The following is a 12,859-nucleotide window of genomic DNA, read 5'->3' as shown; positions in this document are numbered from 1 at the left end:
CCCCTCCGCCCAGCCCTCTGCCTCCCGCTCCACGGGAACGCCCCTTCCCGGGACGCGCCCCCGCGACGGATGGATCATCGGTCCCGGAGGGAACCGGCCACCCGGGCGAGGGCCCGCTGCCTGATGCCGCCGAACAGGTGCAGGGTGGTGGCGGCCAGGACGTCGTCCTCGCCGATGGTCCGCCCGTCCCCCCTGCGGAAGGACAGGGCCCGGAGGGAATCGTCGAGGGGCGGGGGCACGGCCGGTTCGCCCGGCGCCGTCAGGGAGACCGAGCCGAAGCGTTTCACCCCGCCCTCGCGGACGACCAGGGCCGCGTCCCGGGCGAGGTCCGTCAGGAAGGCGCTCGCGATTCCGTCCAGGTCACGGACCAACGCGGGGACGGCCCTCACCCCCCGGTTCCTCAGCAGCCCCTTGATCCCGGCCTCGAACCTGTGGGCACCGGCCACGGCGCTCGGCCTGCGCGACCTGCCGTGCCCGGGAGGCACCACGACGACCCCCTCGGCGTCGCGCACGACACCCCCGAGGCCCCTGAACGTCGGGCTGTGCCCGTACCACGTGGTCCCCACCTCCACCTCGACGTTCCGGTCGATCGCCGAGACGAGGTCCCGTGGCACCAGCTTCCGCCGTCCCTCCTCCGCCGCCCTCCTCGCGCCGTCGACGATCTCCGCCAGCACCGTCCCCGTCACCGACGCGGCGGCCCACGCGGCCGACCGCGAGACGTGCAGAGGGGTCACGTCCCTGAACACCGCTTTGACGAGGGAGGACTTGAACGGCAGGGCGTTCCTGTTCGAGCCGGCTCCGGGGCCGCTGCGATCGGTACGTGCGGGCTGTGCGGGCTGTGCGGTCATCGGAAGAAGCGTTCCCTGCTGTCGGAGGAGCGGAGACCTGTACTCCACCACGCGGATCCGCCCCTTCCCACCCTCCGTCGCGCTCCAGGGCCCACCTTCCCGGTCTACCGAGGCTGCTCCCACTCGGTCCGGGTGAGTTCATACTCGACTTCACCGTGCTCGGAGCCCTCGATCGCCTCCGGCCAGTCCCCGGTGAAGTTCCGGACGAAGGACAGGCCCGATTTCTCCATGACGCGACGGGAGCGGGCGTTGACGGCCATGGTGTTCGCGGTGACCCGCTCGACCCCGAGCTCCGCGAACCCCTTGCGGACCAGGGCCCGGGACCCCTCGGTGGCATAGCCACGCCCCCACGCCGCCTGGTTCAACCGGTAACCGAGTTCGACCACGGCGGCGCTGTGCTCCTCCAACGGCCGGAACTCGAACCAGCCCAGGAACGTGCCGGTGAGCCTCTCCTGCGCGGCCCAGTAACCGCGGGTCTCCCAGCACGGGTAGTCGTGCAGGAGCCGCGGCAGGGTCCGCGTCTCGATCGACTCCCGACTCGTGGGGCGGCCACCGTTGATGAAGCGCATCACCTCGGGGTCGTTGTCCAGGGCGAGCAGGTGGTCGATGTCGGCCGCCGTGAACGCGCGCAGGACGAGCCGGTCGGTCTCCAGGAAGTGGGGCATGCGGCGATCTTCACCACGGGCAGGCCGGGTCCGCCACTGATTTACCGGCCGGCGGCAGGCGGTGGTGTTCATGGCTGCGCGGGCTTCGGCCGGCTCGACCGGGACGCCCCGCCCGAAGCGGGCGCCGGCCCGGACGAGTGCGACGAGGTGGGGTGCGTTCACGGTCCTGCCCTGGGCCGCGTCCGACGCCCCGGCGTTCGCCTGAGTACGCGTACTCAGGTGGTGTCCGTCGGCCTCCTCCATGCTGAGGCGCGAACGCCGATCGTCTCTGGGGGGACATCCGTATGGATCGCACGCTGCAGCTGCGCACTGCCACACCTCGGGATCTCGACTGGATCCACGAACTTCGTCATCGGGTGTACGCGGAGGAGCTGGGCCAGCATCCGGTGGACCCCTCGGGGCGGCTGAGGGATGGACTCGATGGCGACAACGTGTATCTCGTGGCCGCGCGGGGCGAGACGCGGATGGGTTTCGTCAGCCTCACTCCGCCGTGGGTCGGGCGCTACTCGCTCGACAAGTACCTGACGCGCGATGAGCTGCCGGTCCTGTCGGAGGAGGCTCCGTTCGAGATCCGTGTGCTGACCGTCGAGGAGGAATGGCGGTCCACCGCCGCGGCGCCGCTGCTCATGTACGCGGCGCTTCGGTGGGCCGCGGCGCGGGGCGGCCGGCGGGTGGTGGCGATGGGGCGGACGGCGCTGCTGGACATGTACCTCGGCGCCGGGCTGCGGCCGGTGGGGCGCACGGTCCGCGCGGGCGCCGTGTCGTTCGAGGTGCTCAGCGGTTCCGTGGCCGAGCTGACGAGGACGGTCGCGGAGCGCCACGGACGGATCCTGGAGCGGCTGCGCTCGGACCTCGACTGGCGGCTCGACGTGCCGTTCGCTCCGCGTGTGGACGGCTGCGAGCACGGCGGGGCGTTCTTCTCGGCGATCGGCACCGACTTCCGGACGCTGGCCCGGCGCCACGAGGTGGTGGCGGCGGATGTGCTGGACGCCTGGTTCCCGCCGTCTCCAGGGGTCCGCGCGGTCCTGGCGGAGGATCCGGGGTGGGCCGCCCGGACCTCGCCGCCCACGGGCGCGGAGGGACTGCTGGCGGAGATCGCCCAGGTCCGCGGGTTGCCGGCGGAGTCGCTGGTGGTGGGGGCCGGTTCGTCCGATCTGATCTTCCGGGCGTTCGGCCGGTGGCTGACGCCGGGGAGCCGGGTGCTGCTGCTCGATCCGGGGTACGGAGAGTACGCCCATGTCACCGAGCGGGTGGTCGGCTGTCGGGTCGACCGGCTCCCGCTGCGCCGGGAGGACGGCTGGCTGCTCGATCCGGGCCGGCTCGCCGCCGTGACCCGCGACGGGAAGTACGACCTCGTCGTGGTCGTCAACCCGAACAACCCCACCGGTCGCCACGCCCCGGCCGAAGCCCTGCGCGCCGTGATCGAGTCCTCGCCCGCGCGGACGCGGTGGTGGATCGACGAGGCGTATCTCGGCTACGTCGACCCGGCGGACTCGCTCGCCGGGCTCGCCTCGGCCGATGAACGGGTGGCGGTCTGCACCTCCTTGTCGAAGATGTACGCGCTGTCGGGGATGCGGGCCGCGTACCTGGTGACCGGACCCGAGACGGCGGGGGAGCTGCGGCGTTGGACGCCGCCGTGGCCCGTGAGCCTTCCGGCCCAGCTGGCTGCCGTGGCGGCGCTGCGCGATCCCGCCTACTACGCCGGGTGTTGGTCCCGCACCCATGTGCTGCGCCGGGAGCTGGCCGACGGCCTGCGGCACCTGGACGGTTTCTCCTCGGTGGACGAGGGGGTGGCGAACTTCCTCACGGTGACTTTGCAGCCGGGCGGGCCGGGCGCCGCGGAGCTGGTGCGCGCGTGCCGGCGATACGACGTGTTCCTCCGCGACCTGTCGCCGATGTCCCCGGCGTACGAGGGGCGGACCGTCCGGATCGCCGTACGCGGCACGAGGGAGAACGCGCGGATCGTGGCCGCGTGCCGGAGTGCCCTGGACGCGCTGCGCGAGCCCGCCGCAGTGGTGTCGGCCGCGCCGGGGCGGGTGTCTCGGTGACGACGGTCGCCGCTCTCGTTCCCTGTCTCGGCGGGGCGCTCGCGGTCGGCGGCGTCGCGGTGGCGGCGAGCCGGCGGCGTGAACTGATGGTCCGCTGGTGCGCGTGGGCGCTCGGAGTGCCCCTGGTGACCACCGCGTTCTGGCTCGGGCCGCCGGGGATCGCGGCCCTCGCGGCTGTGGTCGGTGTGGTCGCGGTGGTGGAGTTCGGGGGGCTGCTCCGGCTGGGTCCGGTGGACCGGGTGGTGCTGGGGGCGGCGGTCGTGGGGCTCGTGCTGACCGCGTGGCTGGCTCCTGGGGAGCTGCTCCGGGTGGCGGCGGTCGGGGCGCTTGCGATCGCCGGGGTGCCGTTGCTCTCGGGCGACGCGGAGCACGGGCTCCGCCGCCTGGGGGCGGGCCTGCTGGGGCTCGTGTGGCTGGGCACGCTGGCCGGGCTCGTACCGTCGGGCGCCCTCGGCCTCGTGCTGTTCGTGGCCGTGTCGGTCGCCGACATCGTCGCGTACGCGGCGGGTCGCCGTCTCGGCGGCCCCCGGCTCTCCCCGTTGTCCCCCGCCAAGCGGTGGAGCGGGACGCTGGCGGGGGCGGCGGCCGGGCTCCTCACGCTGGTCGTACTCTCCTCCCTGACCTGGCAGACGGCGATTGCCGTGGCGGTCGGCGGTCCGCTCGGGGACCTCCTGGAGTCGATGGTCAAGCGGGGCGCCCGCGCCAAGGACGCCGGCCGGTGGCTGCCCGGCTCCGGCGGACTCCTCGACCGGATCGACTCCCTTCTCGTCGCCCTGGCGGTGTCGTTGGTGCTGGGGTGAGCCACGGGTGGGATCGGCCGCGTGGCGGGAGGGGTGCGGCCGGGTGCGGCCGGGGCCGTCGACGGCACGACCGCAGCTCGACCCGGCGCCCGGAGGGCATCCGGTCCCGAGGCGGCGAGCACGAACCGGATCAGTTCAGCGACGGCGGGACCCACGCGTGATGACGCAGGATCATGCGTGTGGCGACCCGGGACGGCGTCAGCCGCATCGCCGTATTCCGCAGGGTGACGGCCAGCGGGTGGGACAACTGGTGGCCCATGCTGCCGGCCTGCCGGGCAGCCCGGGCGACGGCCTGGCTGCGGGGCCGGCGCTCGGCGTCGTAGCGCGCGAGCGCGGCCTCGACGGTGGACTCGGTGCCGAGGGCGGCGGCCAGGGTGACCGCGTCCTCCAGTGCCTGGCAGGCGCCCTGTCCGAGGTTGGGGGTCATCGCATGGGCCGCGTCGCCGAGCAGCGCGATCCGACCGACCGCGTACGAGGGGAGCGGCGTGCGCAGTTCGTTCACGTCGTGATGCAGCACGGCCTCGGGCCGGGTCGCGTCGAGCAGGGCGGGGATCGGGTCGTGCCAGGTGCGGAACCGCCGGCGCAGTTCGGCCAGCGGGTCGGCGAACCGCGTGCCGGCGGGGTGGCTGAGGACGGCGTGCCACTCGGCCCGCCCGTCCCGGAAGGCGATGTGTCCGAACTCCGCGCCGCGGCCCCAGGTCAGCTCGAAGTCGGCCCGCGGACGGACCGCGTGCTCGGTGATGGCGCGCAGCACCGTCGAGCCGCTGTAGACCGGGCCGGGATGGTCCGGGAAGAGACGGCCGCGGATTGTGCTGCCGATGCCGTCGGCCGCCACCACCAGATCGGCATGCAGGACCGCGGCGCGGCAGTCGACTCGAACCGTCCCGGGACCGGCCTGCTCGATCTCGGTCACCTCCGAGCCGATCACCAGTGATTCGGCGGGCAGGGAGTCGCGGAGCAGCCGGTGCAGGACGGAGCGGGGGATGCCCATGATCGGCGCGCCCACCGCCTTCTCCAGCGCCGAGCCGTCCATCCGGGCCAGCCGGCCGCCCCGCGGCGTCCGCGTGCCGCCGCTGTACTGGCCCTGAGACGCATCCCGAACCGCCGCGCCGACACCGAGTTCGTCCAGCGCCCGCAGGCCGTTGGCGGCCAGCGAAATGCCCGCCCCCGCGTCCTCGAGCGTGGACGCGCGCTCAAGGACCGTCACGTCCCATCCGATGCGGAGCAGGCCGATCGCGGCGGCCAGCCCGCCGATGCCCCCTCCGACCACCACGGCCGTGTTCCCCATGCCGGGGCCCCCTTTCTTCTACATCTGTAGAAGCGCACCCTATCCCGAGTCTCTACGGGTGTAGAAAGGGGTCATGGCTTCGGACCGGCGCACACTTCTGGCAGACGCGGCTCTCGACGTGCTCGTCGACGAAGGGATACGCGGCCTGACCCACCGCGCCGTCGACCGGAGATCCGCCATGCCGCCCGGCACCACCTCGGCCTACTTCCGCACCCGGGCCGCGCTGCTGACCGCACTCGTCACCCGCCTGGTCGCACTCGACCAGGCGGAACTCCACACGATGGCCGAAGAGCTTCCGCCCCTGCGCACCGTCGAGGAGCTGGTGGACGGCATGGTGCTGCTCACCCGGCAGCGACTCACCGGCGAGGGGCGCCGCCGCTCGCTCGCCCGCCATGCCTGCGCCGTCGAGAGCGTGCGCGACCCGGAGCTGCGGGAGATCCTCGTGCCCCGCGAGAACGCCGGCCGCGAGGCCGTCCGGCTGTTCCTCGCCACGCACGGCGTCACGGATGTCGAGAACCGCACGCACACCCTGTTGACCTGCATCGACGGACTCGTCTTCGACCGGCTGGTGAACGGCGGCGACGTACCGCGCGAGGCCCTGGACGGCCTGGTCGCCGCCGCGCTGCGTTAGGACCCAGGCGCCCACGGCCCTGCTCGAACCGAGGCCGGCGGCCCCAGCCCCTCCGCCGCCCGCGCACCCCATTCTGGAACGATCAGTAAGACCGCATCCACGGGCTGTCGGCGTCCCTGCGGCGCGCACGGGGTAACGGGGGCTTGTCCGGCCGGCCATGTCCGGAGCCCGCTGGCGAGGGCTGCGGCGGTGACGGTGCGCCCGCACGAGGGTGGAGTCGGCCCCACGTCAACGGCTGGGGCACACCGGCCGTCACGTGGCCGGCACGACACCCTCGCGCTGGGCGTTCCTCGGCCTGGAGAGGCGAACCCGGCGCGTCGGCAGGTCGATTTCCGTGACGACGACGGTGACCTTCTCGCCGACCTCGAAGTCTTCCACCGGACTCACCGCGGGCCGACCGGGGGCTTCTCTGAAGGGGAGTAGCCCTGCGATCCCGTCTCCGAGGTCGACGATGACGCCGAAGGGAAGCACCTTCTCCACCGTCCCCCGGAGTTCCTGGCCCATCGGCGTGCGGTCGGCGAAAGCCCGCAGGGGGTCGGGCTCCAGTGCCTTCAAGGACAGTCTGGCCTCCAGGTTGTAGGTGTCGAACTGGAGGAACTCGCACGAGATCCTCTGGCCTACGTGAACGACATCGGTGGGGGCGTCGAGGTGCCGCCAGGACAGTTCGGGGATGACGATGAACCCGACACCGGGGAAGAGGGGGTGGGCAGGTCCGTCGTCCAGGGCCACGAAGACCCCGAACCGCTCGATCGCCGCGACGGTGCCGGACAAGATGTCGCCTCGGTGCAAGGTCTCCAAAAACGCCCAGAGTTCCGGGCTCTCCGACTGCCAGTCCATCCCGCCACCCTGGCACACGACGTCGAGGGCCGGCCACGCCCTCGACGGACCGCAGCGCCCCCGCTGTGCCTCGGTGGCCAGGGCCGTGACCGGCCGGACTGGCCCTAGGCTGACCGGGGATTCGATCTTCACTGCGGGAGGGGAACAGATGAGGTGGCCGAGGTGGGCGGGGTTGGTGGCCGGAGCGGGCCTGTTGCTTTTCCCGGTCGGCGGGACGGCCGGTCCGGCAGTCGCGGCCGACGGTGCCGATACGCCCGTCACCCTGGTCTCGTACAACGTGTGCGGGGGATGGAACGGAACGGAGAACCCCTGCCGGAGCCTCCTGGCGGAGACGCCGCAGGCCCCGGACGCGCGGGCCGCCGCATGGGCGGCGGACGCCGTCGGCAGGGCCGGGCTGGCCGGCACCGATGTGATCATGCTTCAGGAGCTGTGCAAGGGTCAGTACGACGCGCTGCTGCCGAAACTCACGGGCTACGCCGGGTACTTCGCGAGCCGCCAGGCGTACGGCGGGTGCGACGCCTGGGGACCGGACAGTGCCCTCGGCCAGGCGGTCTTCTTCCGCTCGGCCACCCCCGAGCAGGTCCAGGGCAGCTCCGTCAGGGTGACGGTCGCCGCCGATGAGCGGCTCGCGGTCTGCGCGAAGGGGCCGGTCCGCGGCCGTCACACGTTCGCCTGCAGCGTCCACCTGTCCAAGAGCACGGCCGCGGGCGACATGCACGAGCTGCGCGACCACATCTCGGCGAACGCCGGCGGGGCGTCGGTGATCGTGGCGGGGGACTTCAACCGCGATCCGGCCGAACTCAACCCGGCGCTCGCGGCCGGTACGCCCGTCACCGGCCCGCTGGCCGAGGCCGACGCGGCCGACGACGAGCCGACCGCCGACTGGGGAGCACCGGACGGCGGCGCACCTCGCTACACGAGGAAACTCGACCACGCCTTCTTCGGCACCGAGGACTTCCACACACCGTCCGCGACCGTGGAGGACCCCCAGCTCGCCAGGGTGAAGGACCACGCCCTGCTGCGCGCCCGGGCCTTCCCCCGCAGGCCCGTCCCCGGTGATCTCACCGGTGACGGCCGCCCCGATCTGCTGGCCGTCCGCAAGGACGGCGCGCTCCGGCTCTACCCGGGCCGGGACGACGGCGGATTCGGCTCCGCCCAGGTGCTCGCCGCCACGGGCTTCGCGGGAGCGGTGGTCAGCCATCGCGGCGACTGGACGGGTGACGGCCGCGAGGACGTCCTGGCCCGGATCGGCCCCGAACTGTACGTCTACCCGAACCTCGGGGGCGGCGTGCTCGGCTCCCCGGTCACCTTCCCCCACCGCGAGGGCCGCTGGGCGGGCACCGCGCCCCGCGCCGTCGGCGACGTCAGCGGGGACGGCCGCCCCGACCTCGTCGTCCAGGGCGGCACCGGCCTGTGGCTGCACCGCGGCGCGGATCCGGCGACGGGGCCGTCCTTGCCGCACGCCGCCCTGGCCGTCGGTGGCGCCGAGTGGGCCGCCGGGGGCGACCTCGACGTCATCGCCCCCGGCGACACGGGCAGGGCCGAGGGCGAGCCGGACGGACCGGACCGTGCGGACCTGTGGGCCCGCGACCGGACCACGGGCAAGGTGCTGCAGTACCGCAGCAACGGCACCGCGGCGCTGCCGGACACGGGCACCGAACTCGCCGGCGACAGCTGGCCCGCGGCACAGCGCCCGCTCGCGGTCTCGCTCGGCGACGGCGACCGGGACGGCCTCCCCGACCTGTGGGTGACCACCGCGTACGACGCGCAGACCCAGCAGGGCGGTGACCTCTTCTTCCGCCCGGCCACCGTTTCCGGCTGGGGTGCTCCCGTGCGGGTCGGCAGCGGCGGCTGGGGGTACGTCGAATCCCTGTCCTGACATCCACGCCGCCGCGCCCCACCGCGGCGGCGGGGCCGGGCCCCGGCGGGGGCTCCGGAGCGGATCCGGCCGGGTCCGGCGGAACTTTTCCGTCCGGCGGGGCGTCCCTGCCTGCGTGAAGACCGAACGGACGTTCCGGCGCGAGGCCGTCACCGGCGCCCTGGGGTGCCTGACGGCGGTGCTCGGCGCGCTCGCCGGTTTCGCGGTCCGGCTCCCGTATGGCCGCGCGGGCCTCTTCGGCGCTTTCGAGGGCGGGAGGAACCCGGACCTGCTCCGGCTGGGGCTGCCGGTCCCGGTGGCCGGCGGGACCGCCACCGCCCTGACCGCCTTCGCCGCCGTACGGGGCCGGTGGCGCACCGCGCCGGCACTGGCGGCCGTGGTCGCGGGACCCGCCGCCCTCGGGTACGGCTTCGACGTCCTGGCCGGCCCGCGGACGGCGCGGGACTGCGGGCCGTCCTGCTGAACCCGCCCCCACGGGCGCGCCGTTCCCGGGGCGCCCCGACCGGTCCCGCGGCCCCCGGCCGTACGCGGCGCGCCCGGCCCGGCCCACCGCCAGGAGAGGAACACGATGAGCGACGATCCGACGTGGGGGGAGCTCCTCCTGGCCTTCGCCCTCATGATGGGCGTGCCCCTGGTCGTCATCGGAGGGGTGATCTACTCCCTCGTGGGCCTGACCCTGTGGGCGACGGCACCGGAACGCCGGTGGAGACGCTGAGACGACGGCCCCGGCCGCCGGCCCGGTGCGGCAGGCGTCGGCGACCCGGGCGGGGCGGGGGAGGGGCCGTCAGCGGTCGGCCTTCGAGCGGGCGTGGACGTCCTGCACGGTCTGGAACTCGCGTGCGGCCTGGTGCCGGCGCCCCGTCGCCAGATAGGCGTGCCCCAGCCGGGCGCGGATGTCCATCTCCAGCCAGTCGTAGCTGGGTTCGGTGAGGCGGGAGAGGAAGTGGTGCTGGCGCAGGGCCTGGTGGTGCAGGACGATCGCGGCCTCCGGATCGCCCCCGGCCTGCTCCGCCGTGCCCAGCCGGGTCAGACTGCGGGCGCACAGGAAGAAGTCGCCGACCTGCTCGACCAGCACCACGGCCGCGCGCAGATGGTGCTTGGCCTGCTCGAACCGGCCCAGCCGGAGGTGCGCGTCGGCGGCGCAGCTCAGCACCCGGCCCAGCATCCGGGGACGGCCGAGCGCCTCCGCGTGCGGGAGCGCGTCGGCGAAACAGGCCAGCGCCCTCTCGTTCTGGCGGTCGAAGTAGTAGGACAGTCCGCGGATGATGAGCGCGGTCGCCGCGACCCAGTCGCCGCCCGTGCTCCTGGCCAGGGCGAGGCCCTCGCCCGTGTGCCGGATCGCGGATCCCGCGTCGCCCAGGCTCAGGTCCATGGCGCCCAGAGCGGTGAGGGCCCGGCTCTCCTCGTGGGCGTCGGGACGGTTCGCGAGCAGCCCGAGCGTCCGGTCCAGGCAGGTGCGGGCCCGCGCGTACCGCCGCTGGTGGATCGCCGTGTAGCCGAGGCAGTTCCACAGGGCGGGCGGCATCCGGGGATCCGAGGCCCCGCCCACGTGGGCCAGGGCGGTCTCCAGGGCCGTCTCGGCCTCGTGGTAGCGGCCCTGCCGGACGAAGTAGTCGGTCAGGGCCTCGGCCAGCCAGCAGGCGTGATCCGCGTCGCCGGCGCTCGCCGCGTGACCGACGACGTCGGCGAGTTCGCCGCCCGCCGCGTCCAGCCACGCCTGCGCCTCCTGCCAGGTCGCGAACGGCCCGGCCGGCGGCCGGGGGCCGGTCGGGAAGCCGCGGGCGCCCCAGTCGCTGGCCGTCCGGGCGGCGTCCAGGTGGAGACGGAACGCCGCCTCCCGGGCGCCGGCGGCCTCGCCCGGCACCGCCCGCGCGAGGCGCCGCGCGTGGGCCCGGACGAGATCGTGCAGCCGGTAGCGGCCGGGCCGGGGCTGCTGGACCAGGCTGGTGTCGACGAGTTCCTCCAGCAGCACCTCCGTCTCGGCACCCGGAAGCCCCAGCATGGCCGCCGGCGTCAGCGCGTCGAACTCCACGGTGGGCGCCACCCCCAGGACCCTGAAAGCGCGCCGCTGCGCCGGCGGCAGGTGCTCGTACGACATCTGGAACGCCGCCTCCACGCTGCGGTCCCCGGCGTTCAGCTCCCCGAGCCGGTCCTCGCCGCCCATCCGGCCCACCAGATGGGCCACGGTCCAGGTGGCCCGGTTCTGCAGCCGCGACCCGGCCAGCCGCAGGGCGAGCGGGAGCCCGTCGCACAGCAGGGCCAGCCGCCGGACGGCTTCGGGCTCCCGGTCCGAACGCCCCGCCCCGATGATGTCGGCGAGCAGCGACACGGAGTCGTCCGCCTTCAGCGGCTCCAGCGTGATCCGCAGGTCCGCGTCCAGCCCCGCCAGCCGGCGGCGGCCCGCCACCAGCACCCGGCTTCCCGCACCCGCCGGCAGCAGGGGCCGCACCTGGTCGGCGTCCAGGGCGTCGTCCACGACCAGCAGCAGCCGCAGCCCGCTGGTGGCCGTCCGCCAGACGGAGACCAGGTCGTCGAGGTCGCCCGGGAGTTCGCCGGTCTCCGCGCTCAGCGAGCGCAGCAGCCGCTGTAACGTCCGCACGGGCGTCTGCCGCCGCCGGGCGCTGTGGGCGCGGAGGTCCACGAACAGGCAGCCGTCCGGGTACGCGCCGCTCAGCTCGCGCGCCGCGCGGACGACGAGCGCCGACTTGCCGACTCCCGCCGGCCCGTCGACGGTCCGGACGGTCACGGCCCCGGGGCGCGCGGCCCCGGTCAGCCGGGCCAGTTCGCCCTCCCGCCCGATCAGGCGGCCCGCGTCGCCGGGCAGTTCGTTGACCGTCCTGCGGGCGGGTGCGGGGGAGCCGGGCGGCGCCACCGGCTCCCCGCGCAGGATCGCCGCGTGGACCCGGCCGAGCGCGTCGCCGGGACTCGCGCCCAACTCGGTGCGCAGCAGCCGGCTCAGCTCCGCGAAGACGGTGAGGGCCTCGCCCCGGCGGCCGCTGCCGTACAGGGCCCGCATCCGCAGCGCGGCGAGCGGCTCGTCGTAGGGGCCGGAGGCGCACAGCTCGGTGAGGTCGTCGAGGACCTCGCCGTACCTGCCGAGGTCCACCAGGCATTCCAGCCGCTGTACGTGTGCCTCGCGCCGCCGGTTCAGCAGCCGTTCGCGCTCCTGCCCGGCGAACGGTCCGGGCAGCCCGGCCAGCGGCTCGCCGTCGAACAGCGCCAGGGCGTCCGCCAGCCGGTCCGCCGCGCCGGCCGGGTCGCCGGCCGCCCTGGCCCGCCGGGCCGCTTCGGTGTGCGCGGCGAGGTCCGTCAGGTCGAGCTCCAGCCCGTCGGAGACCAGGCGGTAGCCGCCCGGCTCCCCGCGGATCAGCGACCTCTCCGGTCCGCCGCCCGGAACGTCCAGTTCCCGGCGCAACGCGTACACGTAACTGGGCAGTACGCTCCGGCCGGTCCTCGGCGGATCGTCGCCCCAGACCGCGTCGAGCAGTCGCTGGTGACCGACCAGGACGCCGGGGCGCAGCGCGAGCGCGACCAGGACCGCCTGCCGGCGCACCGGCCCGAGCGACAGCCGGGTGTCCTCGTGCCAGAGCCGTACCGGCCCGAGCAGCGTGAGCCGAAGCCGTCTCGACGGTCGCTCCCCCACGTGACGCCTCCGTTGCGCATCATCGGAATTTCATCGGCATTGCAGCGGCTTCCGCGAGGCTTTCGCAAGTGCACCGCCGGGTCCCGGCCATCCGGGAACGCCGGCCGGGCACGGAAGGGCGGGGGGGGGCCGGGGGCGGGGGGGCGGGCGCCGCCCCCCCACAGGGGGGGGGGGGGGGCCGGGGCCGAGTGTTACCAAATTTAGGCGGAGGAGGAAACAA

The 12,859-nt window shown here is 74.5% G+C and carries 11 protein-coding genes; 6 read left to right on the top strand and 5 right to left on the bottom strand.

The genetic code is table 11. The features are described from left to right. Positions 1–74: 74 nt before the first annotated feature. Complete coding sequence (locus ACFW6A_RS30535) at positions 75–848, bottom strand: hypothetical protein (protein ID WP_351850804.1); 774 nt, start codon at positions 846–848, stop codon at positions 75–77. Positions 849–952: 104 nt separating this feature from the next. Next, positions 953–1,513, bottom strand: coding sequence for a GNAT family N-acetyltransferase (locus tag ACFW6A_RS30530; RefSeq protein WP_351850806.1), 561 nt, complete (start codon positions 1,511–1,513; stop codon positions 953–955). A gap of 284 nt (positions 1,514–1,797) precedes the next feature. Between ACFW6A_RS30530 and ACFW6A_RS30525 the strand changes: the two genes are divergently transcribed. Both ACFW6A_RS30525 and ACFW6A_RS30520 read left to right on the top strand, forming a co-directional pair. Further along, complete coding sequence (locus tag ACFW6A_RS30525; protein WP_386644402.1) at positions 1,798–3,561, top strand: aminotransferase class I/II-fold pyridoxal phosphate-dependent enzyme; 1,764 nt, start codon at positions 1,798–1,800, stop codon at positions 3,559–3,561. Continuing rightward, on the top strand, positions 3,558–4,361 hold the full coding sequence (locus ACFW6A_RS30520; protein ID WP_351850810.1) for a phosphatidate cytidylyltransferase: 804 nt from the start codon (positions 3,558–3,560) through the stop codon (positions 4,359–4,361). The genes ACFW6A_RS30525 and ACFW6A_RS30520 overlap by 4 nt, the downstream gene beginning before the upstream one ends. A 130-nt stretch (positions 4,362–4,491) precedes the next feature. Here ACFW6A_RS30520 and ACFW6A_RS30515 read toward each other — a convergent pair whose 3' ends face one another. Then, positions 4,492–5,649, bottom strand: a complete 1,158-nt coding sequence (locus tag ACFW6A_RS30515) for an FAD-dependent monooxygenase (protein ID WP_351850812.1) — start codon at positions 5,647–5,649, stop codon at positions 4,492–4,494. 73 nt (positions 5,650–5,722) lie between these two features. Here ACFW6A_RS30515 and ACFW6A_RS30510 point away from each other — a divergent pair, with 73 nt between their 5' ends. Beyond that, positions 5,723–6,280, top strand: a complete 558-nt coding sequence (locus ACFW6A_RS30510) for a TetR family transcriptional regulator C-terminal domain-containing protein (protein WP_351850813.1) — start codon at positions 5,723–5,725, stop codon at positions 6,278–6,280. A gap of 252 nt (positions 6,281–6,532) precedes the next feature. On the opposite strand, the gene ACFW6A_RS30505 is transcribed toward ACFW6A_RS30510, so the two are convergent. Further along, a complete protein-coding gene (locus ACFW6A_RS30505; protein ID WP_386644397.1) occupies positions 6,533–7,117 on the bottom strand; it encodes a S1 RNA-binding domain-containing protein in 585 nt (194 codons plus the stop codon). A gap of 148 nt (positions 7,118–7,265) precedes the next feature. Here ACFW6A_RS30505 and ACFW6A_RS30500 point away from each other — a divergent pair, with 148 nt between their 5' ends. The 3 genes from ACFW6A_RS30500 (at position 7,266) to ACFW6A_RS30490 (ending at position 9,711) form a co-directional block, all read left to right on the top strand. Next, positions 7,266–8,996: an FG-GAP-like repeat-containing protein gene (locus ACFW6A_RS30500; RefSeq protein WP_386644394.1), complete on the top strand. Its 1,731-nt coding sequence runs from the start codon at positions 7,266–7,268 to the stop codon at positions 8,994–8,996. A gap of 115 nt (positions 8,997–9,111) precedes the next feature. After that, positions 9,112–9,459: a hypothetical protein gene (locus ACFW6A_RS30495; protein ID WP_386644391.1), complete on the top strand. Its 348-nt coding sequence runs from the start codon at positions 9,112–9,114 to the stop codon at positions 9,457–9,459. 105 nt (positions 9,460–9,564) lie between these two features. Further along, on the top strand, positions 9,565–9,711 hold the full coding sequence (locus ACFW6A_RS30490; RefSeq protein WP_351850821.1) for a hypothetical protein: 147 nt from the start codon (positions 9,565–9,567) through the stop codon (positions 9,709–9,711). A 69-nt stretch (positions 9,712–9,780) separates the two neighbouring features. Here ACFW6A_RS30490 and ACFW6A_RS30485 read toward each other — a convergent pair whose 3' ends face one another. Further along, on the bottom strand, positions 9,781–12,639 hold the full coding sequence (locus tag ACFW6A_RS30485; RefSeq protein ID WP_386644388.1) for a BTAD domain-containing putative transcriptional regulator: 2,859 nt from the start codon (positions 12,637–12,639) through the stop codon (positions 9,781–9,783). Between the last annotated feature and the right edge of the window lie 220 nt (positions 12,640–12,859).

Origin of the sequence: Streptomyces sp. NPDC058758 (genome assembly GCF_042746075.1) — a bacterium.
Taxonomy (GTDB): Bacteria; Actinomycetota; Actinomycetes; order Streptomycetales; family Streptomycetaceae; genus Streptomyces.
The sequence above is the reverse complement of the archived record's forward strand: the minus strand, read 5'-3'. Positions and strand labels throughout refer to the sequence as shown.

Excerpts from the sequence above, each read along its gene's own strand:
- ACFW6A_RS30510 (WP_351850813.1), top strand. The coding sequence starts at position 5,723 with ATGGCTTCGGACCGGCGCACACTTCTGGCAGACGCGGCTCTCGACGTG.
- ACFW6A_RS30525 (WP_386644402.1), top strand. The coding sequence starts at position 1,798 with ATGGATCGCACGCTGCAGCTGCGCACTGCCACACCTCGGGATCTCGAC.
- ACFW6A_RS30500 (WP_386644394.1), top strand. The coding sequence starts at position 7,266 with ATGAGGTGGCCGAGGTGGGCGGGGTTGGTGGCCGGAGCGGGCCTGTTG.
- ACFW6A_RS30530 (WP_351850806.1), bottom strand. The coding sequence starts at position 1,513 with ATGCCCCACTTCCTGGAGACCGACCGGCTCGTCCTGCGCGCGTTCACG.
- ACFW6A_RS30490 (WP_351850821.1), top strand. The coding sequence starts at position 9,565 with ATGAGCGACGATCCGACGTGGGGGGAGCTCCTCCTGGCCTTCGCCCTC.
- ACFW6A_RS30515 (WP_351850812.1), bottom strand. The coding sequence starts at position 5,649 with ATGGGGAACACGGCCGTGGTGGTCGGAGGGGGCATCGGCGGGCTGGCC.
- ACFW6A_RS30505 (WP_386644397.1), bottom strand. The coding sequence starts at position 7,117 with ATGGACTGGCAGTCGGAGAGCCCGGAACTCTGGGCGTTTTTGGAGACC.
- ACFW6A_RS30535 (WP_351850804.1), bottom strand. The coding sequence starts at position 848 with ATGACCGCACAGCCCGCACAGCCCGCACGTACCGATCGCAGCGGCCCC.